12 protein-coding genes are annotated in these 25,102 nt (G+C 59.6%); 1 reads left to right on the top strand and 11 read right to left on the bottom strand.

What is annotated here, in order from left to right; all coding sequences use genetic code 11:
- The first annotated feature begins 79 nt into the window (after window positions 1-79).
- On the top strand, window positions 80-721 hold the full coding sequence (locus Q8Q53_RS11830) for a helix-turn-helix domain-containing protein (protein WP_305701979.1): 642 nt from the start codon (window positions 80-82) through the stop codon (window positions 719-721).
- A gap of 169 nt (window positions 722-890) precedes the next feature.
- Here the strand turns inward: Q8Q53_RS11830 and Q8Q53_RS11835 are convergent, their stop codons facing one another.
- From Q8Q53_RS11835 to Q8Q53_RS11885, 11 genes are all read right to left on the bottom strand, one after another.
- Window positions 891-2,579 (bottom strand): DUF262 domain-containing HNH endonuclease family protein, encoded by a 1,689-nt coding sequence (locus tag Q8Q53_RS11835; protein WP_305701980.1) that lies wholly within the window; start codon window positions 2,577-2,579, stop codon window positions 891-893.
- Window positions 2,580-2,919: 340 nt separating this feature from the next.
- Window positions 2,920-8,883, bottom strand: coding sequence for a DEAD/DEAH box helicase (locus Q8Q53_RS11840; RefSeq protein ID WP_305701981.1), 5,964 nt, complete (start codon window positions 8,881-8,883; stop codon window positions 2,920-2,922).
- Window positions 8,873-12,232, bottom strand: coding sequence for an STY4851/ECs_5259 family protein (locus Q8Q53_RS11845; RefSeq protein WP_305701982.1), 3,360 nt, complete (start codon window positions 12,230-12,232; stop codon window positions 8,873-8,875). Before Q8Q53_RS11845 ends, Q8Q53_RS11840 begins: the two co-directional genes overlap by 11 nt.
- Window positions 12,233-12,285: 53 nt before the next feature.
- Window positions 12,286-16,041: a DEAD/DEAH box helicase gene (locus Q8Q53_RS11850; RefSeq protein WP_305701983.1), complete on the bottom strand. Its 3,756-nt coding sequence runs from the start codon at window positions 16,039-16,041 to the stop codon at window positions 12,286-12,288.
- Window positions 16,035-17,432, bottom strand: coding sequence for an EH signature domain-containing protein (locus Q8Q53_RS11855; RefSeq protein ID WP_305701984.1), 1,398 nt, complete (start codon window positions 17,430-17,432; stop codon window positions 16,035-16,037). The genes Q8Q53_RS11850 and Q8Q53_RS11855 overlap by 7 nt, the downstream gene beginning before the upstream one ends.
- The gene (locus tag Q8Q53_RS11860; protein ID WP_184081893.1) at window positions 17,429-18,157 is read right to left on the bottom strand and encodes an OmpA family protein; all 729 of its coding nucleotides are present in this window, start codon (window positions 18,155-18,157) and stop codon (window positions 17,429-17,431) included. Before Q8Q53_RS11860 ends, Q8Q53_RS11855 begins: the two co-directional genes overlap by 4 nt.
- Window positions 18,157-20,082 (bottom strand): anti-phage ZorAB system protein ZorA, encoded by a 1,926-nt coding sequence (zorA, locus tag Q8Q53_RS11865; protein WP_305701985.1) that lies wholly within the window; start codon window positions 20,080-20,082, stop codon window positions 18,157-18,159. The genes Q8Q53_RS11860 and zorA overlap by 1 nt, the downstream gene beginning before the upstream one ends.
- Window positions 20,083-20,362: 280 nt before the next feature.
- Window positions 20,363-20,620, bottom strand: a complete 258-nt coding sequence (locus tag Q8Q53_RS11870; protein WP_305701986.1) for a ribbon-helix-helix domain-containing protein — start codon at window positions 20,618-20,620, stop codon at window positions 20,363-20,365.
- Window positions 20,617-21,273 carry a ParA family partition ATPase gene (gene parA, locus Q8Q53_RS11875; protein ID WP_305701987.1) on the bottom strand — a complete coding sequence of 219 codons (657 nt, stop codon included), beginning with the start codon at window positions 21,271-21,273 and terminating at the stop codon, window positions 20,617-20,619. Before parA ends, Q8Q53_RS11870 begins: the two co-directional genes overlap by 4 nt.
- A gap of 68 nt (window positions 21,274-21,341) precedes the next feature.
- Entirely contained in the window at window positions 21,342-24,221 is a 2,880-nt protein-coding gene (gene mobF, locus Q8Q53_RS11880; RefSeq protein ID WP_305701988.1) for a MobF family relaxase, read from the bottom strand.
- Complete coding sequence (locus Q8Q53_RS11885; RefSeq protein WP_305701989.1) at window positions 24,218-24,979, bottom strand: hypothetical protein; 762 nt, start codon at window positions 24,977-24,979, stop codon at window positions 24,218-24,220. Before Q8Q53_RS11885 ends, mobF begins: the two co-directional genes overlap by 4 nt.
- Window positions 24,980-25,102: the final 123 nt, after the last annotated feature.

Raw genomic sequence — 25,102 nt, forward strand, 5'->3', positions numbered from 1 at the left:
GCCAGCGGCGGATCACACTGAGTAGGTCCATGTCGATCACTCCGATGCCTCCCGACTGTCAGCCGGGGGCGAGGAAAGCATGGGTCAATTCTCAGTGATAATTTCTGCACCTCCTGGGTCAATTCTCAGCGCTACTCAACAAGCGGCCACCATTCGTGCGTCACGGCAGGCCAAGGCACTGACCCAGAAAGAGCTTGGGCAGCGCGTCGGCCTGCCTCAAAGCCATATCTCAAAGATCGAGAAGGGCGCCGTCGATCTCCAGCTATCCAGCCTCGTCCAAATCGCTCGCGCACTGGACCTTGAGGTTAAGCTTGTGCCCCGCAAGGCTTTGGCAGCTGTAGAGGGGGCTGTTCGTGCCCACGGTTCGACCTCCGCAACCAGTCGCGCCCTCAACCTGCTCAATGAGCAGGAGCGATTGGCCGAGCGCATCAAAAACAGCTTTCCTGAAATTCCGCAGACCGAAACCTTCCAGATCGCGATCCGGAACATTCGCAAACTACCATTCGATGCCGCTCAATTGAAGGCTCTGGACGATGCCTTGGGGCCTGCAAAGCGACTGAAACCCCTGATCGACGCACAGGGCAGTGAAGCCAAGCTGGCCAAACAGCTTGCGGAAGCGACTTCGTCGCTGCGGCACTTCCGGAACATTCTGGCAAAGAACCCGCTCATCGAGACACGATGTCAGCTTCCTGCCTATCGGCTTGAGGAAGATGACGAATGACTGGCGCAGCCGCCCTCGACAGACTCCTGCATGACCGCCGCATCGGCACGCTTGCCCTTCTCGATGGGGATTGCAGCATATTCACGTTTGACGAGGCCCACCTCGCAGATGAGGATCATGCGACGCTCTCGCTTTCCTTTCGAGTCCGCATTTGTGCAATCGCAGCACCTCAAGCCTCTTCTATATCCCATTTCTCGTAGAGTATTTTCAACAGGCTTTGCTGACGCGCCTTTACGATGTCAGGTGTCCACTCATCTTCCGCAATGACCTGGCTAGTCAGCGCATAGGACGAAACGTTTTTGGTGCCAGAAAAGTAGATATCGCACTTAGGGCCAAACTCGTAATTCTGCGCGGAAGAGTTCTTCTTTTTGTTGAGTGGCACGAGGTTGGCGAGCCGATGCACCCAAGCTTTGCGTTCGGACGCATCTGGCCACCATGTCCTCCATTCGCTGTCTGCCGGGACAGTCTGCGGCAGGACATGCTCGATTGTTAGAATCGAAGGATCATAGGTCGCCGCGCCATCGGAGATAAAGGAATCTAGCCGAAGGATGAGATAATTGCGTCGTCGCGGCGTCAGCTCATAGATGTCGCCGTCCAGCGCATCGCGGAACGCTTCGTGATCGTCGTCCCCGAACTCGAACTGCGCCATGTCGTCCGGCTCTGCACCTGACTGTATATCGTTGATCAACTCGGCATAGGCGTCGATGCGATCGTTCACGTTCCAGCGGCAAATGTGCATGTAGGCGGCGAGGCGCTCGAGCAGCTCAAAGAAGCGCGCCACTCGTTTCGGCTTATTCCGTTGCTCCTTGAGATACAGCATCGCCGGCGGGATCCAGTCGGAATTGTCGATCCGTTGCAGCCACCGGATAAAATAGTTGACCGTTTCGGCGTGGGAAGTCGCGGAATAGGACGCGTTTCGGATCGCATCTAGGGCATCGGCAAATGGCTCGAGAACGTCGTCAATGAAGATTTTCGGATCAGGGTTTTTTGGAAGGACGTGGGTCCGAAACTCCTCGAGCAGGATGCGCTTCGCCTTTTCCTTTGCATAGACCATGCGGATATAGGTGAAGAGATCCCGGAAGCCATCGCGCGTAAGTTCGACCTCCATCTCCTCCCATTTGTCGTTATAGATCTGCCGGTCGCTCTCGCTCTTGAGCTTACCGATCGTGTCGGCCTTGATGATATCGGTCGGCTGAAGGTCGAGGCCGCGGCTGTTCATCACCGAGAAGACGCGAAAGGCGGAATCCTGGCTGGCTGTGGACACTGCCACCAGATAGCAGCGCGTCAGCAGAAAGGTGACGAACTCCCGAAGCTTCTCCGGCGTCGGCAACGCCTCGGCGACAGCCCGCACGAAATGCTTCGCATTGGCCCGGATATTGACTTGTGATTCGTTATCAAGCGACGAGGGATCGAGATCGATCAGGGCTTCAAGTTTCAGGTCCTGGACGTATTTCGCAAAGAAGCCCTTGTCGCGCTCGCGCAGCGCCAAGCGGGGCTTGGGAAGGATCCCTTCCATCTTCTTGCCCGGTTCAAGGATGTAGGGACGAAGCTCATCAAGATCCTCGCCATCGTTCGCACAGGCCATCGCAGCAAGCAGGATGGTAAGTGTTGTCAGACGCTGCTGCCCGTCGATGACCTGCGAATAGGCGCTGTCCTCCGACTTGATCAGCACGATGCTGCCGAGAAAATAGCCTTCCTCCTGCTCTGCCTGAAAAAAGGCTATCAGATCTTCGAAGAGTTCGCCGGCCTGATCGGGCGTCCAGGCATAGGGCCGCTGATAGGAAGGGATGACATACTCGAAATCGGACGAGAAAATCTTGGAGAGAGGATACTCAGCGCCACTAATTTTCTTCGACACAACTGACTCCCGTATTCCCAGCCAACAAGGTGCAAGCCGATCCCTGCCCTGTCAATCAGGGCAGGGTCACCTTTGAGAAGCATAATCGGCTTTCCCCCCGCTAGTCGCAGGTGCACCGCACATAGAGGTAAACTTAATTCTTCTCCAACCCTGTGCGATTATGTAAGGTTTCTGACTTTTACAACTCCGAACAGGATCAGTGAAAGCGGTGCTTTCGCCCCCTATACAAAGTTCGAGTCGAAAACGAACTCTGATAGCCGCATCTCGCAATATTACCTTGTTGCGGAACCTCACCTATCACATCAAGGCGCACTCGGATCCGCACCCTGCCTGTATCCACTTATTGCTTCGTCACTGCAAAGTAGCTTTCCCCAGACCCCGACACTGCAGCGTTTGACCGCGCGAGGTCACTTGCCTGCGCATCCGGGGCCGCGCGGAAGTCATGCCTCGGCGGGTTGCCTACGATGCGCCAGTAGCCAAAACCTTGGTCGAGCAGGACTACAGCCTTGCTCCCGTCTGCGTATTCCAATTCCAGCTTTCGCCCATGAATAGCGCTACCAGTCACCTCAAGGGCGACATCGAGGCCAAGGTTTTCACCCAGAAACTGCGCAACGTCCTCACGGTCGCCCTCATGATCCCAGTCGTTGAATATCCGATAAGGCACCCGGTCTTTCTTCAACGGCTGTACAACGACATCGACTTCGACTGTGTCGCCGACCTTCAGCTCTGCCGCAAGAGCCTCGCAGGTCCTAAGGAACAGAAGCATAGGCAGCGGGGCATTGAGGTAGCGGTCCGAATAGGAAATTCGGACGAGCTGGCCCGGATGCCAGATTCCGGCCGCTTCCATATGCTGCTTCAGCTTTGCGCCAAAACGTTTGCCAAACTGCCCCACCGGGCATTGGCCAAATCCAAACATGACCTCCACCTTGTCCCCGGGAGCGACTTGGCGCTCGAGGTCGTCGGCAATTATCAGAGTGAAGGGCGTCGGCGGATTGACGCTACCGGCAACGACAGCATGGGTTTCACCAACCCCCCATCGCTCGCCGGGCTGCGTTGCATTCTCGTCGCGTGAAAAGAAGCCTTTCGCGCTGTCCAGGGAGACCAGTTCGGCGATACGATGGTTGCCGAAACGGCCTCCTGCAGCTTCGCCGAGGGCAAGCCGGAAGTCGTTGCGTACCGCCGTATCGCGCAAGAACCGGCGCTCCACTTCAGCCAGGTTATCGAATGACTTACGGGACAGAACCAGCGTCACCGGTACGCCGCGGGCTGAGGCAGACGAAAAAAACGATCGCATTTTGATTGATGACAGTTCGGCAAGATCGAAGGCTTCGGGCAGGAATACCGTTACACTATCCCCGCTTCGCGCGCGCAGCAGAATTGTGTTCGCTGCATCGTTGACAGCCTGCGCGTCCGCAACGACCCGGTCCTCCTCGGGCAACTCGGCATTCGTCTCGAGGAAGGCACGAACGGCCATCAACGCCGCGTTTCGATCGAGGCGACCTTGCTGCTTGTAGAGATCTGCCGCCAGCACACAGGCCGAGCACCCCATTTCGCATTCCTTGGGGCAATCGAGAACATGGGAGGCCCGTTCAAACACATGATAGATGTCGTCGAGCAATCTCGGCGCATACCCGGCGCCGCCAGAGGCTTCGTCAAACAGGTAGATCGAGGGCAACTTGCGGCCCAACTGGCCATCCCTCGCAGCTACCGAAATTCCCAGTTCGCGTGGCTCAATGCCAAGCCAGCGGGCGAGACTTTCGCGCAGAGCGGCGCCGAGTGCCCAGGCTGCGCCGTCGCTTTCGAGCCCCGGCAACTGGACTTCTACGACGTCGGTCAGAACCTCGTGCCCCAAAGCCAAGGCACGCGTGATCGCGTACCCCTGATCGTTGCCCGGACAGCGATCAATCGCTTTCTTGTCGCGTGGCGTCAGCGGCCAGTGATCCTTAAGCGCGTCGGTGCCTGCTTCTCCAGCTCGTCCGCACTCGAGGCAAATCTCGTAACCCTTGTCGTTTGGCCCGCGCGAATGGTGATAGATGTAACCATCGTGCGCAGCACGGATGCGACCACTTTCCGGCTGCAGCAAGGGTTGCCACAAGGCGTCGCCGACGCTGACCTTTGGTGACTTGGGCTCGATGTAAACAGCCTGATCCGTGTCGGCATGGGGCTGCGCATTCCAGTCGACCCTGAAACCGGCCGGCTCGAGAAATTGCTCCGTCTTGACGTTCGGATCGCCGCAATGGTCGCAGCGTTCGGGCATCTGGTGATCGGAGCCGGCGCCGCCGCATTGATCGCACCACCAGGCCCAGCGCAAGTTCTGCGGCTCTCGCTGGCCGCTATCAATCGGGCTCAACCAATTTAGCGTTACGCCGGCCGACTTCCAGACGAGGCCATCAACCACAACCTCGGCACCTGGAGCATATTCACGGATTGCAATGTCGGCATTGCGGGTTGAGCACTCATAGCGGCGATCCCGCGTACCCTCCTCATCCGAGCGATGGCGCTCCTGCGCCTTTTGCGTTTCAGCACACAAGGTATCGAAGGGAACAACGGCTGTAGGAAACCCGCTTCCCGGTATCAGTGAACGATTGGCCAGCTCCTTGAGCAGGAACTCCTTGCACAGGCGCCGCGCCTGGAACTCGATTGCCTTCTTTGCAGGACCTTCAAGCGCATCGGCATCGTCCTTCAGGCGCTCCCAGGTCCGTCGGAAGTTTGCTGCCTCCTGCTCGAACATCGCAGCCGTGTGCTCACGAATCGCAGTGTCGAATTCGAGACCAGTACCCTTCAGCAGGCGTGTGAGCCCAGCGTCTGTGTTGGCCGCAGTAGTGGGCAGTCGAACCCATTCGCAGAAGGCGTCCACGGGCGGCAGCCCCTCGAAAGGCCGAAGGTCGGCGCGGCAGCCGAAAAAGTCGCCCGTCTTAGTCCGGGCGAACTCGCCATCCACCTCTCGGAACCATTGGGCAAGCAGATAGGCATTCGCGTGGCGCAAAGCGATCCGGTCCGAATCCAGAGAAACGCGCGGTGATGCGAGCTTGCGGGCGAGGTAGCTGGCAGGATCGGCGAACGTTTCCAGATCGAGCGGGGTGTTACGTGCAATCGTGAGGCTTGTCGAAAACCCTTGGCCCCGTCGACCCGCTCGACCAGCGCGCTGGTTGTAGTTGGCAATTGAGGGCGGAACGTTGGTCATCAGGACCGCCTCAATCGAGCCGATATCGACGCCCATTTCCATCGTCGTCGAGCAGGCCAGGAGGTTGATGTCGCCTTGCTTGAACTGCTCCTCGAAATCCCGCAGCCGGTGTGGAGGCTGCTGTGCACTATGTTCTTCGGCACGCAGATAGGGAGTCGCCAGCGCTGCCTGGTCATGGAGGTGAGTCCATAGATGCAGGCCGCGTAGGGACCGCACCTGCTCGTTGTCAGCCAGCCAGTCAGCAAGCCTTTGCTTGGTTTCGGAATTGAGCGGCCTGGTATGCGGCAGCTTCGGGAATTCGACTTCCGCGACCACCTTGCCGTCGAACCTTCCAGTTCCCGTGGTGACAAGGTTTGGCGAACGACCGAACACGAGCCGGGGCAGCACCCGCCGCGTTAGCGGGCATTGCCAGGTCTTAGTCACGGCTTCGATCTCTGCGGTTTTCTCGAGGCGCAGACTGAATGTGCCGCCGACACCGGAGAGAAGCGGCGCCATGTGTTCCCACGCTGTGCGAAGGAGTTGATTGATTTCGTGGCGATCGCGCGGCTCCGAGATATCCAAACCCAGGGAGGTAGCAAGAAGGAGGACGGCAGTCGGTTGCCCACCTTTCGTGTTAACTGACGGCCAGAGGATATCCCTTTTGGAACCGGGGGGTTGATCAGGTCCGATTACATTCCGGGGACGCGCCCGACCGGGCATCCAACGAGCGTCGCCGTCGTCTACGTCCAACGCAAAATAGCTTCGGAGATAGTCGACCATGAAATACAGGAAGTCGCGCCAGTCCTCGATTGAGTAACCTTTTGCTGCAACGGCCTCGGGCAGCTTCTCCTTGCCGATCCGTTCGATGTCCGGGAAACGCAAGCGAGCCAGACCCAGCGTTTCCATGGCGTTGGCGTTGCGCGGTCTGCGGGCGAGTTCACGCAGCATCATGAAGCGCGCAAGTGCTTCACGATTATCGTGATAGCGCTCGCTGCGGTCGAGGTCCCAGACCTTCGCCATCATGCTGATTGTCGGCTCCGAGGCCAGAGCAGATACCAGTTCCTTCCACGCAATGCCTGCTGCGCTGACACCGTTAAGCTCGGCGTCGATCTTTGCGATGTCGTCCTTAAATGAAGGCATTTCACCGACCAGGCTCGCGAGCTTTGCCCGCTTCTGGATTAGTTCCTGCCGCTTCTCCTCGGGGAGGTCGCTGCCTTGAGCCGCCTTTTGCACCGCATGGTAGATGAACCCGCGTACAAATCCGCGCTCGCCGTTGGTCTCGATGTTGGCGGCAAACCGGGCCGTGCCCTGTCGGCTATCGGAGAAGCTGATCAGCTGGCGGCCATCGAAAGGCAAAGCATGCTCTGCCTGATGCGGTGAAACACCTTCTAGGAGGATCGGCGCTGCATTCTGGGTCAGGTACGGAGTGCCGAAACGGAAAGACAGCATCGCCGGCCGCCCGTGCCGCTTGTTGCTGAGGCAGGCCGGGCAGCGCCCCTCGTTCAACTGAGTCAGCGAGAATTGGCTCGCTTCGCCGTTCAATTCGCCGCTGACGACGTCAAATCCAACAGGCGTCGACTGGGATTGCGCGTTGATAGCGATCAGGCGCGGATGCCCGATGCCCTCCGGTTGCCGCTCTTCCTCGTCGTCTTCGTCATGGTCCCGATCGCGGTAACTATTTTCGCGAAACTCATCGGTGTCTTGATCGCTTCGCCGCGGCAAGACCCTGTCCCCCAGATCGTTCACAGGCAGGAACGGCTCGCCACAATCCGGGCAGCTCTGGATCTCGAACACCAGCGACTGGCAGTGTGGGCAACTGTCCTTCTGATCAAACAGGACTGGGCCGAATGGCCAGCCGTCCGGCCGTGTGCCCCCGGTGCAGCCCGGATTAATGCAGGTCCACAGGCCAGGAATGGCTCGTGTAAAACTGTGCGCGCGCATCGGCAGCACCGGCCTGATCTCTTTGGCATTGTGCGCAGACAGGTCGAGCAGGATCTTTTCTGCGGACGTCGTGACGGATGACAGAGACGAGATGGTCTGCGGCTTCCTTTCGAGCATCTCGGCCACCACACGCGCCGTAGGATCGTCCGATGCAGTCAACACCTTCGAGAGGTCCACCGGTTGCGGCTTGCCGATTACGACATGGGTGCGATCAAGAGGGACGCCGGCGATATCGGAGAGGAACCTCTGGAGCGAAGCAACCGCCTCCGCGTCATCCGCCGACCCTATCGTGGCTGAGGTCGCCACAAATCGGACCTGATCGGGCGTCACGTCGAACGCATTCATGACGCGCCGAAGCAACAACGACAGCTCCGCAGCGGCTGAACCGATGTAGCTATGCGCTTCGTCGATCACGATCCAGCGCAGCTTGCCCCTGGACGCATCGAGTATCTTACGGTCCTCACGCCGGATCGTCATGTATTCCAGCATCGTCTGGTTCGTGACGAGGATGGGTGGCGGATTCGCGCGGAGGGTTTCGCGGTAAAGAACCTGATGCGGGATTTCGTGCTCGGCTTTGTCGCGGTTTGATTTTCGCGCTGTTCCCATCAGCCCATTGTAGAGTGCGAAGCGCACATCGCCGGTGAGCGGCTTCGTCCAGGCCGTGAGACGCTTCTCCTGGCTCGCGATGAGCGCATTGAGCGGATACAGCATGAGAGCCCGCACACCGGTCAGCGGCCCCTCGGCTTCAGATGCGCGGACCAGATCATCAAGCAGCGGAACGAGGAAGCACTCGGTCTTGCCAGAACCCGTCCCACTTGAGACCAACACGGATTGAGGGTTTGCATTTCGCAGAAGCTCCCAGGTTCTCAGCTGGTGCTCGTAAGCCGGATAATCGAACCGCAAGTCAGAAACGGACGTTCGCGTGATCGCCTCAATCGTGCGGGGATGGAGCAGCGAGGCCAGTTCATCAGGGCGTTTGCCAGACGAAACATAGCCGGGTGCTGCCTGAAAGAGCTGTTCCGACAGCAACGCACCCTTGGAGGGATCGGTGCCGGCGAGGTTGTGCCGGAGAAAAGCGTTCAGGCCCTCATGCCTCATGCCAGCCCGCGACACGACCGCTTCTGCGAGGCCAGCCTGCAAGCGCCGATGGACATCCATCGGCGACAGACGGGTAGGCTGGGACATCTTGTTAGCGGTCATTCTTAAGCTCCGTGAGGGCGTAGCCATACGCCTTGGCAAAGTATGCAGGATGACGTCGCTCGACGTCTTTCACCGTGAGAATCTGTACCTTGTCGAGCGTGATCCGACCCATAGCCGCCAAGGCTGCCACAAACGGCGCATCAAAGACCCGCATGAGGGATTCGAGGAAATTTTCCTTTGGGAGCTGCTCGCGGAAGGCGGGACGGAAAGGGTTGAAGCCGCCAGCGTCAGTGCTGATGCCCTCGCTCGTGTGGTCGGTGAAGTGACTACGCACGTCCTCCCAGGTCGACGGCGAATAATCGCGGCAAATCAGTGGAGCCAACTGCGGTGCCCGCGCTGCGATTTCATTCTGGCGCTCAGTGAGCCTGGTTAATGCCCATTGGGGGTCATCCAGCCGGGTGACGAGATAGTGCCCTTGGGCCTGGAAGGCAGCATCCCATGCGCCGTAAGGCAAAAGGATCCAGCTCGAACAAAGCCCGTCGAACAATTCGAGAATGGTCGACAGGTGCTGTTCTTCACAGCGGTACAGTAGCAGGGGAGCAAGTGCACCGGCGTGAAATAATTTGCTGAAGATCTCGAATGTCTGCGGTGGGAGGCCATTTAGCGACAAAGCCAGTCTCATGACGACCTGGATCGTCTGACTGGCCTCTGCCGTCGTCGGAACTTGCGCTATTTCGGCAACGAGGGACTGCAGGTCCTCTTGCGCCTTAAGGAATGGCTGGGCCATGGCCCGGCCAAGCCGATGCTGCGGAACTACGGGATCCGGGTCGCCAGAGACAAATTTAGGTCGAGTGAGGACGCGGGAGCCCTCACGAAGATAGACGAGCCAATCACCTTTGAGACGCGGTAAGTGAATGAGCTGGCCGCCAAGGCCACTTTGCAGACCGTCGTAACTGCCAAATTCGAGCTCTGTCTCTGGAGCACCAAGTGAGCGGGCCCACACCCTAACATCCTCACCGACTATCGCGGTTTTTGGACGCAAGCCCCCGTTTGGTTCCCACTCGAGGCTGTTACCGAACTCCGTTACATACCAGTGGTCGTTGCTTCCGTTGTGAAAATCGAGCCTGACCTGAGTGTCGATGCCAAGGGGGCGCATGAGAGCGGCGATATCCGTTCGCAGTGCGGACAGGCCTAGCTCCCCATCAATTCGCCAGTTAGCGTCCAATGCAGCGTCAGCATGATGGGCCACTTCCCCCATCAGGATCGAAGTCGAGGGGACGCGCGCTACCGTGTCACGAAGATCGGCTAGGCCAAGAACTGTGTCGCGCGGGATGAGATCTCCGTCCCAGGTTGTGAGCCATTCCTTCGATTGGAGGGGGACCTTAAGATCGAACGCAGGAGTTTGAGCGGAGGCTAGGCGTAAGGTCAGCAAGGCCCGTCGAGGAGGATCAATCCGGATTCGCCAGCTGTGATCCGAACTCGGTGCTTCGTCGCCTAGCACAGCTGGCCCATCCCAACCGCTCAGCTCGATATCGGAATGTGTCCCGTTGCTCCGCTGTGTCAGCTCAAAGTCAGCTGGCAGAACGAACGTAGTCAGCCGATCGCGCACATGGCCTGTTGATCCATCGAGCCATGCGAATTCACACAACCCTGGCCCGGCAGCGGCCAAGTCTTCAGACCAGCTACGTTGGCCCGCAAACCGCCAACGAACCTCTCCCCGAGATGCGACCCGGTGTGAAAGGCCATCTGACACCTGCGCATGGAGCGGGTGCTTGAAGAGCTGTTCGCCGTCAGGCGACTGCACTCCGGTAACTGCATTGGCCACGATCGAGAGCCGGTCTTTGCGGTCCGCACTCTGTCCGGTTCGCACAAGGAAACTGTCGCCGTTGCTCTTCTGAGCTATGATTGTGCCCGCGCACCGGTAAAGACGGCGCCCTGAAGCGAAGGCAAAATCTTCGGGCTCAATCTTGGCGTTGCCGTCTTTTCCTCGAACTGACCAGTCCTCTGGAACATCGATAAAAACAGGCTCCGCTTTGTAAGCGCCGGAGCCTTGGCCGATGAGAGCAAAGGTTGTGCGCTGGGCATCTGTGCCGCGCGGCTCGAATACACGCAGCCCGCCGTTCACGGGTTTACCGCCAGGCAGCATAAAACTGCGAGCCAGCCGATCTCCGCGTGCGTGAAATTCGGCCGTAACCGGAAGGTCGAATGGAAATTCGATTGCAGCGTCGCTCCGCATAGGTCTCGCGATCCAGCGGTTCGCATCTTCGTGCTCAAGGTAAGCAAGTCTGCCGGAGACGCGGTCTGCCAAACCATCGGAGGGCTGGAGGAATACGCGAATGTGATTGCCGGGCGAAAGCAGCTGATCCTTATCGTCCCATCGTCCGTCTAGATGGAAATCGAGGCATTCACGCCAATCTTCACCATGCTGTGAAATCAGCCGGCCAACGCGAATGCTGCCGCTGCTGGAGAGTTTTTTTGCTTCCAGCAGCGTATCGATCAGGCCCGCCGCCGCCCCGTCCAGGGTCATTGGCAATTCATCGCGCCAATCCTCGTAGGCCTGGTCCAGCCGCGCCGAGTAAGGACGACCATCGGCCGGCACTTCCTTGTCAACGAATGCGCGCAATTCGACAATCTTGAGCGCCAGCTCGCCGCAGATCGCGTACATTTCCTGGCTGCGCCAGATCGTCGGCAGCAGGTATTCGTTCCGCTCACAGATGGCGAGTGCGGTGCCGATGTCCTGCACATCTGAGCCCAAAAGCTCGCCAACAGCCCTTGCGAGATACTTCCTTGGCCAACCTGCTCCGCTCTCAATGGCAGCCGCAGGAAATCCCCCTTGCCGGGCGAGATTTGCAAGGCGCTGATTACTTTTGTCCGATGCTCTGATTAGGGGCGCAATTTGCCAAGCGTCGAAGCCTTGGTCGGCAAGTCGGGTCCATTCAGACCAATTGAGATGCACATTTAAGGCCGAGCCAATGTCTTCCCATTTCGGCTTCCCTCCCTGATAGGAACGACGAAACCAGTCTGCGGCCCAGAGAACAAAGGCTGGCGCCAGTGATGGACGTTGCCAATCAGACGGGAGGCCGGACGATAGCTTCTTCTCCATGCGCTCGAACATTCCGGGCGCAAGCTTGTAGCGGTAAAGCGGCAGACCGGTTGGCCGAGGCAATCCCAGTTCGGCGCTTGCTTTGCCAAGTGGATGAGGGCCCGTGTCTGCAGCCCTGGCACGCTGGATCGCCCGGATCACAAGAAGGCGCGAACCTCCTGTCGCCTGAATTTCGTCGGCAATCTTGCGCAGCTGAGCGGGATCGTTGCGCGCAGCTTCGATTTCAGCTTTGAAATCGCGTCCCTGCATTGCTGAATTATCCCCCTGCAAATGCACTACCGCACGGTAACGTGCGTTACCCGCCATGCGCTAACCATCAATGAACATTACTTTATAATCAATGATGGAGGACGAGACTTTCAGTGTATTAGGGGCGAGTTCGGTGAAGCTCTATCGTAGAAAGCATTGACTACGCAGGACCAGCGGGCGTTCATGATCCCGTCGATACCGCGTCCCAAATCCCAGATGACAGAGTCCCCGTTAGCCAGACGGGCTTTGACGAAACGATCATGCAGGTCTCCGACGGATCGGCGCGACTTTTGCGCCAAGTGCAACTGCACCGATGCCAGCATGCGGTTCCACCGATCTTCGAGATCTTTTCGTTGATCGTTCGTGCTTTCGGGTTCCCGCGTCTGAACCGAGTCCGCATCGAAGGTCACAACATGGACGGCGGCGATTTGTGAAGCGAGCTGCCCAAAGCGACTGATGAAACTGATGAGTCGTCCCCGCGCTTGCCCATCAGCGCAGCAGTACGGATCCTGAATCTCAAGCAGTGCGATTTTCGCATCCCGGACGTGCTGCTCAAAGATGGTCCAGTCTCGCTGCCCATATTGTTCGAAGACCACTCGCTGAACGTGGGAAGCCCGTGCTTCTGCCGCTTCAACAGGAGTTCGCACCGAGAGAATCGGGCGACGAACCAACGGCCTGTCCAACGGCGCTGCCACAACCTCGTCGGCTGCGTCCTCTGATCGCGCGTTTCTGTCCTCGGTCGGACTAGGCGTTGCCACTTCCTCAGGCGCGGGCGGCAAGGATTCGCTCGCTGAGAATTTGGGTTTTTCATGACTGACCTGAGGCTCTGTCGGAGCGGGACGCTCAATGCTGTAACTGGCCTGCTCCCGGGCAGATTCGGGCTTCGTTTCAGGCGTTGTAGCGGATTGATCCTGCCGCTCGGGCCGCTTCCCATCGAGCACGTCGGCAAGCAAGTCCTCAACATCCCGCTCGCTCTCGGGCGGCATGAGCAGGCCACGGCTCAGTGAACGCTTGCGCTCCATGAGGGCGTCAAGACGCTGATCGAAGCTCGACGGACCGATCGCTTCATCGGGATGGATGGCCATCGGAATGTGTATCGTGACCGGACGTGTCTGACCGATCCGGTAGGCGCGGTCGGTCGCCTGGTCCTCGACAGCCGGGTTCCACCAGCGCGAGAGGTGGATCACATTGTTGGCAGCGGTGATGGTAAGTCCAACACCTCCTGCCTTGGGAGATAGAATTAGAACGTCAAAGGCAGATGCTGAGCTCTGGAATGCGTTCACCATCTCCTGGCGCTTATGACCGGCCACCTTTCCGCTGATGCACATCGGCCTATGCTTGAGGTCGAAGCGCTCCTGGATGGCCATGGCCAAAAAGGCCTGCATTTCGAGATCTTCGCAAAAGAGCAGTGCCTTCTCGCCGCGCTGTTTAACTTCCTCGAGAATCTCGAACGTCTTCTTCAAGCGCGCCGACTGTGAAACGTAGGCGCCAATATCCGTGACGCCCCGCGGTGCCAACGGATGGAGCGATGTCCCGCGCAGCATGTGCAACACTTTGAGCATCGCGCCTTGCTCGCCGCTCTCACGAAGAGCGCGCGCCCTTGCGAGTACGAGATCATAGGCCTGCGCTTGGGCAGGCGGCATTTCGACCGCGTATTTTCGCGTCGTCTTTTCCGGCAGACCGGTGAGGATCTCGTCCTTCATGCGCCTGAGCATGAACGGAGGCAGCTCGTCATCACGCTCGACCAATCGCCGCTGAAGGTCTTCAAGGCCCGACAGATCGTTCGCCGGGTAGCTGCTTTCGAACTCCCGGCTCGATCCGAGAAAGCCTGGGTAAACCGTATCGGCAATTGACCAGAGATCCTGAAGCCGGTTCTCGACTGGTGTACCGGTCATGGCAATTTGCAGGCGACCATTGAGCGCCTTGGCTGCCCGGGTCATTTGGCTGGCCGGGTTCTTAAGCTTCTGGATTTCGTCGTAGACGATCGCGTCAAACGGAATGCGCGCGAAGCTCATATGATAGTCGCGCATCGTTTCGTACGTTGTGAGGACGATCCCTGCGTCTTCCCACTCGCCGGAATCGAGCCGTGAGGTGCCGCCGCGAATGTCGCTTCCAGCCTCCAGCCGATAGCTGCGCAAGTTTGTCCCAAAGGCTTCAATCACGGGCCCGATGAGGCCAGCCTCGACGTGTTGAGCCAGTTCTGCTTGCCAATTCTTAAGCAAGCCGGTTGGAGCGACGATCAGAACTGGTTTGGGATGAGCCGAGTTGGACCTTCGCCAGAGCAGGAACATGAGCGCCTGGAATGTCTTGCCCAGGCCCATATCATCGGCGAGCAGGACGCCCGGCAACCTGCGTTCCCATGCTTCAGTCAACCAGGCAAACGCTTCGCGTTGGTGAGGCTTTGGCTCGGACTTCAGACCTTGCGGAAGAGCCGGCACCTCAAATGCCTCTGGAGCGGACTTCGGCCGTGGCAGACGCGCGTAATCGAGTTGCTCGAAATTCTCCCCGACCTGCAGAAAGAAGATATCGACCGGTTCGCGTTCTTGCTCAGATCGCGATTGGTCTCCTGTCTCTGCTGCGATTTGTCGCTCAAGATCGGCAATTCCGCGCGTTGCCTGAAGGGTAGCCGGGGTGGCGGGGATGCTCTCGTCGCGCCAGGCGACGGTTTCGTCTCCCGCCTGGATCGCAGTCTCAAGGTCGCCAGCGAGAATCTCAGCGTCACCGGGAGCCAGGGCAACGTGCCGGGCATCCGGAGGATCACCAATCCGTAGACCAAAGCTTTCGGGTAGCCAGCTGTTGGGCTTCGGTTTGATCCAGGGCAGGACCGGTTTTTGCCAGACCTCGATCCCGCTGACACGCTCCGAAAACTGTTGCGTTTCGATAAAAAGCCGGTCGGCCGCTTCGTCATCGCCGGTAGCATCGAGTTTCAGCTCTTCGCGCAAAACGCGCTGGGGAGAGCGTAAAAACTCGCGCTTCTCCTGCGAGGTCCCTGCCTGCTTGGTACGGACGATATCGAGCGCTTTACCCAGAAGGGGGTCGAGGAACAGCAGCGTTCCGTCGAAAAGGAGATAGCTGCGCCTTCCTCCTTCCTGGCTCCGAAATCTGCGTTGAAAATGCACGGTATCCTGCGGGGTCAGCAGGGATGCTTCATGCTCATCGACGAGGTCACCCTCCGTCGTTTCCCCCACATGTCTTGAAAAGAGAACGGGGTCAAAATCGAAGCGACCGTGATCCGTCTTTGCATTCAACGAGAAGTTCGCAGCGTAAGCTATGCGGATGCGTTCCAGAAACCCGTCGGCTTCGATCCCTGCGCCCAGCTTATCACCCAGCAGTGTGCGAAGCTCGGCAAAGGCTGCTCTTCGTTCGTCGGGCTCACTTGCTGACTTAACAGCTTGTGCAGCTTGGAAGGCGGAAAACACCGGCTCGGGAATACGGCTGACCCGCCCACCCTCTCGGACACGAGCGCCTAGAATATCAGCACGAACAGGCGCGCCGCCGCGGCGAATCCATTTCGGATTGACCGTGATGGATCCTTCGGCGAGCGATCCGCTCGAGTTCAGTTGAAGTGTCAGAGGCGTGGCGGGCGGCAAGCCGAGGGCAAAGGCATCGGCCTCGTCCAGTTGGGCCGCAATGTGAGGGGGAAGGACGACCCCTCCGTCTTCTTCAAGAATTTGCCCTTCCTGATCGAACGAGCGTGCGAGCGCCAAGGCCGCTTGCCCAGCTTCTGGAGCAACCTTGGGCCATTCCGAGACTGGCACCGTTTCGCTTGAGGCCCGCTTAAACAATCCACCCGGCCGCTCACGCAACAGCGCGATAGTCTCGCTTCCATCGCTCTGCTGGGTTGCAATGAACTTTGGATCTACCACTGACTATTCCAATTGCGAATTGTCCCTCGGCCCAATTGTGGATGTTGAATCGAAGTTCTGCGGAATATTATGGCCGCAAATTTTCCCTGCCAACTTGAGCTGTGCATGGCATGTTCAAAATCACTACGACCGGTCATGATCCTAAGGCTGCCACCTTCGTAATATTTTAGATACAGGCCAGGAGCCTTGCCATCATCACTCGCCCAAAATCTACATAACCCATTGTCGCTCCACTCAGAAATCCTGAGATCACCGATCTGCATGATGATCGAGGAAGAGGACGGAGGCCCTCCTCGGATGATGCCGTATTCCGGACGTTCGCCACTTTGCCGAATGATATCTTCGATTTGGTTGCGCGCGCGGATGCCAAGGGCTGGCCAAGCGTCACTGACCAAGCCTGCATCGAGATAGGCCATCCAGAATTTTTCACGTTGGGCCCATTGATCGGGCCGATCGGTAGTCTTCGCGATAGCCCGGAAGAATTCGCGCATTGCGACTTCCGTGAGCCAGCGTTTGAAGACCTGTGTGATCGTGAGTGCTCGTTCTGCGCCAATGGTCTCTGCCAGCGAACGGACGATTCTGTCCCAGCGGGGTCGCTGAAGGCGTGGGTCACCAATCTGGTCGAGGAGAAACTCGGAAATGGCCTTACGATGCTCGGGCTCGGGCTTCTCCTTGACCCAAGGTTCCAGCAGCGCGCGCACGACGAGCTCAATCTGGCCTGCCAAGGCCTCCTTATCAAAGAGCCTCAGCAAGCTGCGCTGCGCCGAGACTGCCTTGCTCGGCGGCAACTCTGCTGTCGCTACGCAAAATCTGGCGAAGGTTGCCTGGCCAAAGCCGCTCGCCGCCAAATTTGCTCCCAGCCCAACTTCCCGCATCAGCTGAAAGACGTGCTCGTCATCGCGAGCGAGTAGATCCTGAGCCACCCGGGCGGGGCCTTGCGAGGGCGCAAATAAATCCCATTGCCGTGCCCTCTCTCGCCATGCCCACTCGTGCCGCTGGGCAGCACTTGAGGCAGCATCAGCAAGCTTGCCCATAACAGGCCGGTCGACCGGGAAATAGGTGAGGTAGCCATCGATCATGGCTTGGTCGGAACTGCGCCGCTGCTCTTCGACCGCGCGGTCGAGAGCCGCAGATCCGAGGTCATCAAACTCTGGATCGCACCATGCCCCGCGCAGGACTCGGTTGAGTTGAAAGCGCGGCAGCGCCTCGGCTCCGTTTTCAGCCGCACTGCGCAAGAAGGGCTTCAATTCGACAACTGGCTCCGCCTCACCGATACTCGCATCAAGCTTGGCGAGTTGCCGCTGCAATTCAGGTTGCGTTGTCGGAGGCTTGGCGAGCCCGGCAGACGCCAGGGCGTCCATCCGATCGATTGCTGCGCGCAGGATGCTCATTGCTCCTGCCTCAAGATGTCCTTGTCCAAACCGGCGCTGGGTGTGGTCATCAAGAACCGCAAGTCGATCCGTCGATTACGCTTCTTCGCCGCCTCGCTATCACCTTGCGCGATAGGGCGATCCGGACCGTAACCGCTCAGGCCCAGAATCGGTGCAGAACCTGGCTGACCTGCTGGCTTGTTGAGGAACCCCCGCAAGGCCGGCTGATTGAGCTGAAGCATGGTGAACGTCGTTTCGGCTCTTCGAACCGAAAGGCCATAGTTGTTCATCCCGCCGTACATCGCGTCGGAATCGGTATGCCCCTCTACAAAGACGGCGTCGATCATGTGCTTTGAGCGCTCCGCTTTGCAGAGATTCGACGTCGTATAGCAGGGCAGAACCTCGACCATTGCGCTGGCAACCTTGTTGATCGCGGCTTGCCCTCTGTCGCTCAGCTCCCAGCGTCCTTTGTCGAACAGCACGTCATCAGGCAGGCGCAGCACACCTGTCTTCGTGTCAATTTCGACCTGCAAACCCTTGTCCTTCAATGACTGCTGCAGGTCATTGAGGATCTCTGCCCGGGTTCGGTTAGCACCGGTCAGCTCTTCGGTCTTCGATTGCAAATTCAATGCGAAGTAAGCCAGTAGTATAATGAAAATAAGAAGGAGGCCAACCATCATGTCCGTCATGGACATGAAGTAGCTTTCGCCTTCTTCAGGGGGTCTCCTGCGAACGGCGCCTTCCATTATTCAGCAGCTTCCCGATTTTGGTTCGCAAGAATTCCGGCCAGCTCCTCGACCGTATCTCGCAGCGTTGTCAGTGGCTCAAGTGCACCTGCAAGCTGCGCCACACCTTCGCCCAACGCGCGGTCGATTTGACCAACACGTTCGTTGAGGTTCGTGGCATGGCTGCCTGCCGCATCGGTGATCTTTTCGAGCGCGGCTCCAAGTGACCGATCGACTTCCTCAAAGCGGGCCCGATATTCAGACCAGGCCGACGAGGCTGCTGATGCCGTTTGGCTCAGCGATACAGCGAGCTCGCGCATCTCCTCTCGGGTATTTTCAGAAGACTGCGCGTTCTTCACAACGATAGTCTCGACCGATTTGACAGCTTCGGCGATCGACAGGGCAGATTGACGGACAGGAGCAGCAGCAGCCTCGACGTCGTTGGCAACTGTACCGAATGCCGTGGCCAGATCGCTCGAACGGGCTGCGACCTGCTCGATAGCGCGAGCGTGGTCGCCAATAGCGGTCTGGGCCGAAGATATCCGGTCAGCCGAAACAGAGATCGCGCTGCCGGCGTCCTTCATGCTGGCGACGAGCGGGGTGCCTGCCCCGTTGAAGCGCTTCACGAATTCCGAGAAGGACTTCTCCATCGCCTCCTGGCCGATCCGCGCAGCGTCATTTGCGGCACTGGTCGAGGCTTCCCCGAGTTGAGTGGCCGCCGCGGCCAGGCCAGCTTTCATGTCGTCCAGGGTCGAGCCGAGGCTGGTGAGCAGTTCATCCATTCTCTGGCGTGCAAGTGCGCTCGCTTGCTCATTTTCCTCGCGCATACGGTCGGCGATCACGCCGAAGTTGCGATTAAGGTCGCCAAAGGCAGTGCGCATCTCGTCAGACGCTTGGCCGAACCGACGCACCGCTTCTTCGATCTGCCGGTCTGCTTCTCCGGTCTGTTTCTCAAGTCGCTCTGACATGGTGGCCATCGACACCGTCATTGCCCCGATCGCATCAGCCAGGCCCGCCATCTCAGCGCCAGCGCTTGAAGCGATGGCATCACGGACAGCTTCGCCGCCGCCACCACTGATCTTGTCGATGCCTTGCTGGATCGAACCCAAATGTGTGATCATCGGGGCCATCTGCTTTTCAAGAGCGCCATCAAGGGCTGCAGCCAATTGCTCGGAAAACGCCCTGAGGGCCGGTGTCTGTTCTTTTAGCTGCTCCAGCTGATCGCTCGCAATGCGCTGCGGCGGAAGATAAGCCATGCCATGCTCAAGCCTGTCGCAAAGCATTGAGAGGCCGTCATTGATCCGCTTATCGAACCGATAATCGTATGAGCGCAAGACTATGGACGCCACGATACCGCCCACTGAAGCCCAAAACTTTGCGCCCGCGACCTTCATTAGTTCATTAAGGCGCTCCTGCATCGCATCGACCCCACCGCTGAAGTCCAAAGTCGACAGGGCGGCAATGATGCCAAGAAAGGTAATCAGCAGGCCGATAGCGATGAAGATGTTTGCAAACCAATTGAGCCCGCGGTGATTGTCTCCGAGATTTACGAAGAAGTGTTCAGGGCGGGCCGAATTTTGGAGAACATCCGCAGAGGGATCGACTATTGTCTCCCGAAACTCCTCCCAAGTCCGACGCAGTGTGAGCGCCTCGGGGTGACCAACCTCCATCATCCGCTCATCGATTTCATTAAACCGATGGGCAAAGGCAAGTCGGGCAGAATCGATGTCAGCCGTACTACCGCCAGTCACATCATCAAGAAGTCGAACCCGCGATTCGATCGCTTCTGCAAGAGGCTGGTGGAAGTCCCGCTTGTAACGAGATGAAATTGCGAAGGCCGTTCCAATTAATACAATAGCCAAGAAAGCAGCCATCGCATCGCCGATGAGTGGAATCTTGGTGAAAAAGAAGATCAGACCATGACCCAGCCATTCGGTAATTTCCACAAAACCCCCTGAAACTCAACACAATCAAAAAACTCTGCTCCGATGCCAGAAGGAAGACAAGTCCGGCAAAAGCATCGAAGCAGCATAACCGCGAACAGATCGGACGGTATCGAACGCACCCGCTGCCGCCAAGGCTGCTTGCATTGAGGGCTTGAAGATTTTGAAAATTACCGACCTGATTGTACGCTGGCGATGACGACGTTGAGGTGACTCCCTCTGACATGTGAGCGCCCAGCCGGACAATCCGAAACGATGTGACCAGACACCATTCCCGTCAGGCCTAAGGTCCGATCGGACTTTCACCGTACTTGCGAAGGACATCGTCAAATGCTTCGGCCATCAACGCCTGCAGGCTGACCCCATTTCTGCGCGCGCAGGTGTGCAGTGCCAGCGACATCTCTGGCGAAAAGTAGCCTGAAATCGCCTTGCGTCCGATCCGGCTCGGCGGCGGGGCCGATGAATTGACAACCTCAACCGCAATAGCTCGCGGTTCGGTCGCTTCCTTCGGCCTGTCGGCCAACTTGGCAAATCGACTCATCGCGCCTCTCCTCCAACAAGTTCACATGTCGCCATGTTCACATGTTCACACACCCACATGTGAACATGTTCGATCTCACACGCTGCCTTCCGGCCTGGCTCCAGCTCGAATACGGTCTTCCCAGCAGCGCTGGCATGGCGGAACACTGCCCGATCGGCGATCCGGTGTGGACAGACATGTACGCCAAACCCGCTGACAAGTTCGGCAGCGTCGGCATGGATCCGCTCGGCGTGCGGCGGTCCCGCGGTGAAAACTACCCACGCGGGTTTCGCCAGCAATTGCACCAACCTTGCCGTCGTCCGGATCGCAGCCAGATCGAACGCGCTCGGGCGGCAGGGGATCAGCACCAGGTCGGCCGCCTCCATTGCCTTGCTCGCGGTCGTGTCCGCATGCGGCGGCGTATCGATCACGATGAACGTCGCGCCCGCCTCTCTGGCCTGCGCGATCTTGGCGGCGATGCGAGGCGGAGCGCTGTCGATCACTTCAGGCGGTGCTTCGTCGCGCCATGCGGCCCACTGGCTGGCCGTGGCCTGAGGGTCGGCGTCGATGACCAGTGCCACCTCGCCCTTGCGCTCGGCTGCAGCGGCGAGGTGGATGGCCAAGGTGGTTTTCCCGGTCCCGCCTTTCTGGCTGACAATCGCGATTGTGGTCATGTGGGCTCCTTCACTTGCGGTCATGTTCACATGTGGATGTGTGGGCATGTGCGAGCGCAGGCTGCGGCTCACATCTCGAAGTCGTAATCTCGGCTGATTTCCTTGGTCGGCTCGGGCTGCTTGATCTCGAGTTGGCGTTCCTTCGCGGTTTCCATCGCCGAGGTCTTGCCGCCGATATTGCGGGTCACATCGCGCTCCAGCGCCTTAACGTTGTCGACCACCAGGGTCGCGCTGTCGGCGATGCGGGTGACGGCGACGAGGAACGACTGGGTCGAGTTCAGCATCTTTTCCTTCTCGCTCATCAGGATGATCCCGTTGTCGGCGGTCATGCCTTGGGCGATGTGGACGTTGATGGCGTAGGCTAGGTCGAGGCGTTCGAGCATCCGGTCGCCGCGGTGGAGTTCGTGCCGTTCGCCCTCGTGGGTCAGCACGGTCATCGAATGGCGACCGATGGACTCGATTTTCGCAATGTCGCCGTTGAGTAGGCCGCGCTGGCGGTCGTTGTCGGTCCAGCGGATCTTGTCGCCCTCGAACACGCCGATGTTCTTCTGCTGGTAGATCGAGACGGCATCGTGGGCGAGGTTGCGGGGCAGCTTGTCGGGCGTGAACTGACGGAGCGAGCCATCGGCCATCTCGAGCCGGACCCTGCCGTCTTCCGCGTGCTTTACAATGCCCCGATCGCCCCGACTGAAGCCTTGGCTCGGCAGATCGGTGCGGAATTCGACGATCCGCCCGTCCTGGTAGCCGCGCATCTGCCGCGCTCCCTCGCGCGTGATGGTGACGCGGTCGAGGACGTTGACCCGCTTCTCCTCGCCATCCAGCTCTCCGCGCGTCATCCGCTCGCGCTGGACCGCCGAATTGGCGGCAGTGCGCATGGCGCGACCCGATGCGAGCAACAGGGTTCGGTCGCGCTCGCCTTCGGGAAGCTTGGCCCAGAGTTTTGCGGCGGTTTCCGGTCCCTTGGCAAAGGGCACTTCGACGGTGTTGGGCTTGAGCAGATCGAAGGCCCGTCCGAGGTTTCGATTGTCCAGCGCTTCGTTCAGCGCCTGCATCTGTGGCGACTGCGCGCGCAGGTTCTCGGTGATCGTCGCGGTGGCGAGGCCCTCCCTCTGCAGCAGCTCGAAAGGCTTGCCCGCCTCGATAGCCGGAAGCTGGCGGGTGTCGCCGGCAAGGATCAGGCGCGCGACGTCCATGCCGCTCGCCAGCTCGATCAGCTTGGCGAGCCGCTCGTTGCCGATCTGCGAGGCCTCGTCGACCATGATGACCGAACCGGAGAGCGCTGCACTGACTTCGGCCATCTTCTCCGGGCTGGCCGTGCCATCGAGCACGCGTTTGAACCGGCCGAGGAAGCTGTCGACCGTCGAGGCTGGCACATCGAGCTTGGCGCCGAAGTCCCGGGCGGTGCGTCCGGCGTGGGCCAGTGCGAACACGGCCTTGCCATCCTGCTTGAGCAGGGCCGCCACTGGCATCAGCGCGGCCGACTTGCCGACGCCGGCACCGCCCTGGATCAATTGCACCCGGTCACGCGATTGCAGGACATTGATCCCGGCCTGCTCCTGGCCCGGATTGAGCCGCCTCAGGCCAAGGTCGCGCGCGGCTTGCTGGAGGTTGGCGCCTAGGTCCTTACCCTCGGCCAGCGGCTGCACGGCATCGCGTCCGGTTTCGGCCAGGGCAATCACCCGCTGCTCAAGCTGCAAGGCCGACTGCGTGGTCATCAGCCTCTCGCCGCCGATCAGCAGGCCCTTGTCTTCCAGCACTGTAATCCGCGCCTCGATATCCGCGACGGTCACCGGACCGCCGCGCTCAAGCGCCGTGCGGATGAGGTCGTTGCGCTCGAACGCCGCCTCGCGCTCGCCGAGGTCACGCGCCGCCGACGCCACGGCCTGTGCTGCCGCGAAGGACTTTGGATCGAGCCGCCCCAATCGCTCGGGCACCAGCGGATCGCCATCCTTGGGCGTCAGGCCCATCGTACCGGCAATCGCCATGCCGCGCGCGCCGATCCCGCGTGCCCCCTCGATCACCCGCGACCAGACCGTCTCACGCTGGACCGAACGCTCGGCCGCGGCATCGATCAGCCCTCGGCCATCGAAGCCGACCCTCTCCGCCGTCGCCTGCCATTCCGCGCCCCGCTGCTCGGGGCTGAACTCAGGGTTCTTGGCCTGCCGGGTGGCGAGCGCCGCCAGTTCGCGTTCACGGGGGCTGCTGCGCTCCTCCCGGGCCAGGGCTTCGAGGATTTCCTCGCGGCGGGTCGAAAATGCTTCGATCGCCTCGCGGGAAACGCCTTTGATCTCGAAGGCACCGTCGATCGGATTGCGCGCCGGGGTGGTCTCGTAGCCGAGTTCCTCTATCCGGGCACGCAGCTCGGCATTGTGGACTGCGCCGATGAGGTGCTGGTTGCGGTAGAGCTGGTCGTTGTGGACCGCGTGCCACTTGCCGTCCGAAGCCTTGGTCGCGTTGGCGATGACAGCATGGACATGCAGTTGCGGCTCGTTGTTGCGGTTCACGTCGTGGAGGAAGGTGGCGGCGACCATGTTGCCGGTCTTCTCGACCACCTGCTGCTTGGCCGCCGGATCCCAGACCCGGGCCTCGACAAGGTTCTTCTCGGCCCATCCTAGGGTTGCGGTCACCGAATCTTGGAAGGCGCCGACGATGCGCTCGTCGCGACCGATCAGCGCCAGCAACGATACAGATTTGGGAGCGGAGAAGGTCATGTCGAGACCGGGGCGATGTTCACCGTGGACGGCGGTGATTTCGCTGCCGTCGGGCAGCTTGCCGGACAGCACGTCGATGAAGGCCTGTTCTTCGACGATGCCCTGCAGGCCCAGCGCCTCTGCACCTAGGCCGAACCACTCGCTGGCCTCGGTTAGTTCCGAGGTCGTGTAGTAGTTGTCCTGGGAGTAGTATTCACCCGCCCCGCTCGCGGTGCCGACTGCCGAGAGGTTGATCATTTGGCCGACCTCGCGGGCGGCACATAACCACGGCGGTATTCGGCGGGCACCTGGCAGTCCCGGACGCCATAGCGGTCATTGATAACCCGGCAGACCAGTTCGGTTGTGGGGAGTGCCCGTTTGGCGATTGGCACACCGAGCCACGCCATATTGGCTGCGGCCAGCAGAACGACAAAGGCGCCGACGAGGCCAATCACGGAGGCCAAGGCGACGAGGAACCGAAGCGAGAAGTCTCCCGGGAACACGACCTTGTAGTGATTGCGCGGCGCGACGGCTTCTGCGCGGACCGCTTCGAGGCGGTCGAGTACCTTGGCCAACCCGGCCTCTTGCGTCTTGGCGATCTGGGGCTTCAGCCCTTCGATGAGAGCGATGACATCCCGTACCTTGTTGACGAAGGGCTCGTAGGACTTGCGATTGATGTCGTTGACCCGGGCAGTCAGATTTTCCTGCGCCTGGCGGATCGATTCCTCGTTGCCGACCCAGGCGTCCATCATCCGCTTTTCATGCCGCTGGGTGGACCGCTGGACCCGCTCCAGTTCGACCACGGCTTCGCGCACCTGAGCAGCCAGCGCGTTGAGGCTGCCATCGATCCGGGGGCCGTCCTCGATCTGGAATGCGAGTCGTCCGGCATCGTGCGCTTCGACGGCTTCGGTCGCGATGGCCCGCATCAGCTCCGCCCGCGACAGCGTCCGGGCACTGCAAAGGCGGTCGATCCCGTCGAGAAGCCGATCATCATAGTTGACGTTGACCTGCCCCATGATCAGCGTTCCCGAGCCAGCGGGTAGCGCTCAACGCCTATTCGCCAAGGTATTGATCTATTGAGGTTATATTTGCCCGCTCTAGCCGTATTCGCAGCAAAAAGAGCTTTTCGGCTCGATGTA

The sequence above is a fragment of the Novosphingobium sp. genome (assembly GCF_030699305.1).
Taxonomy (GTDB): Bacteria; Pseudomonadota; Alphaproteobacteria; order Sphingomonadales; family Sphingomonadaceae; genus Novosphingobium.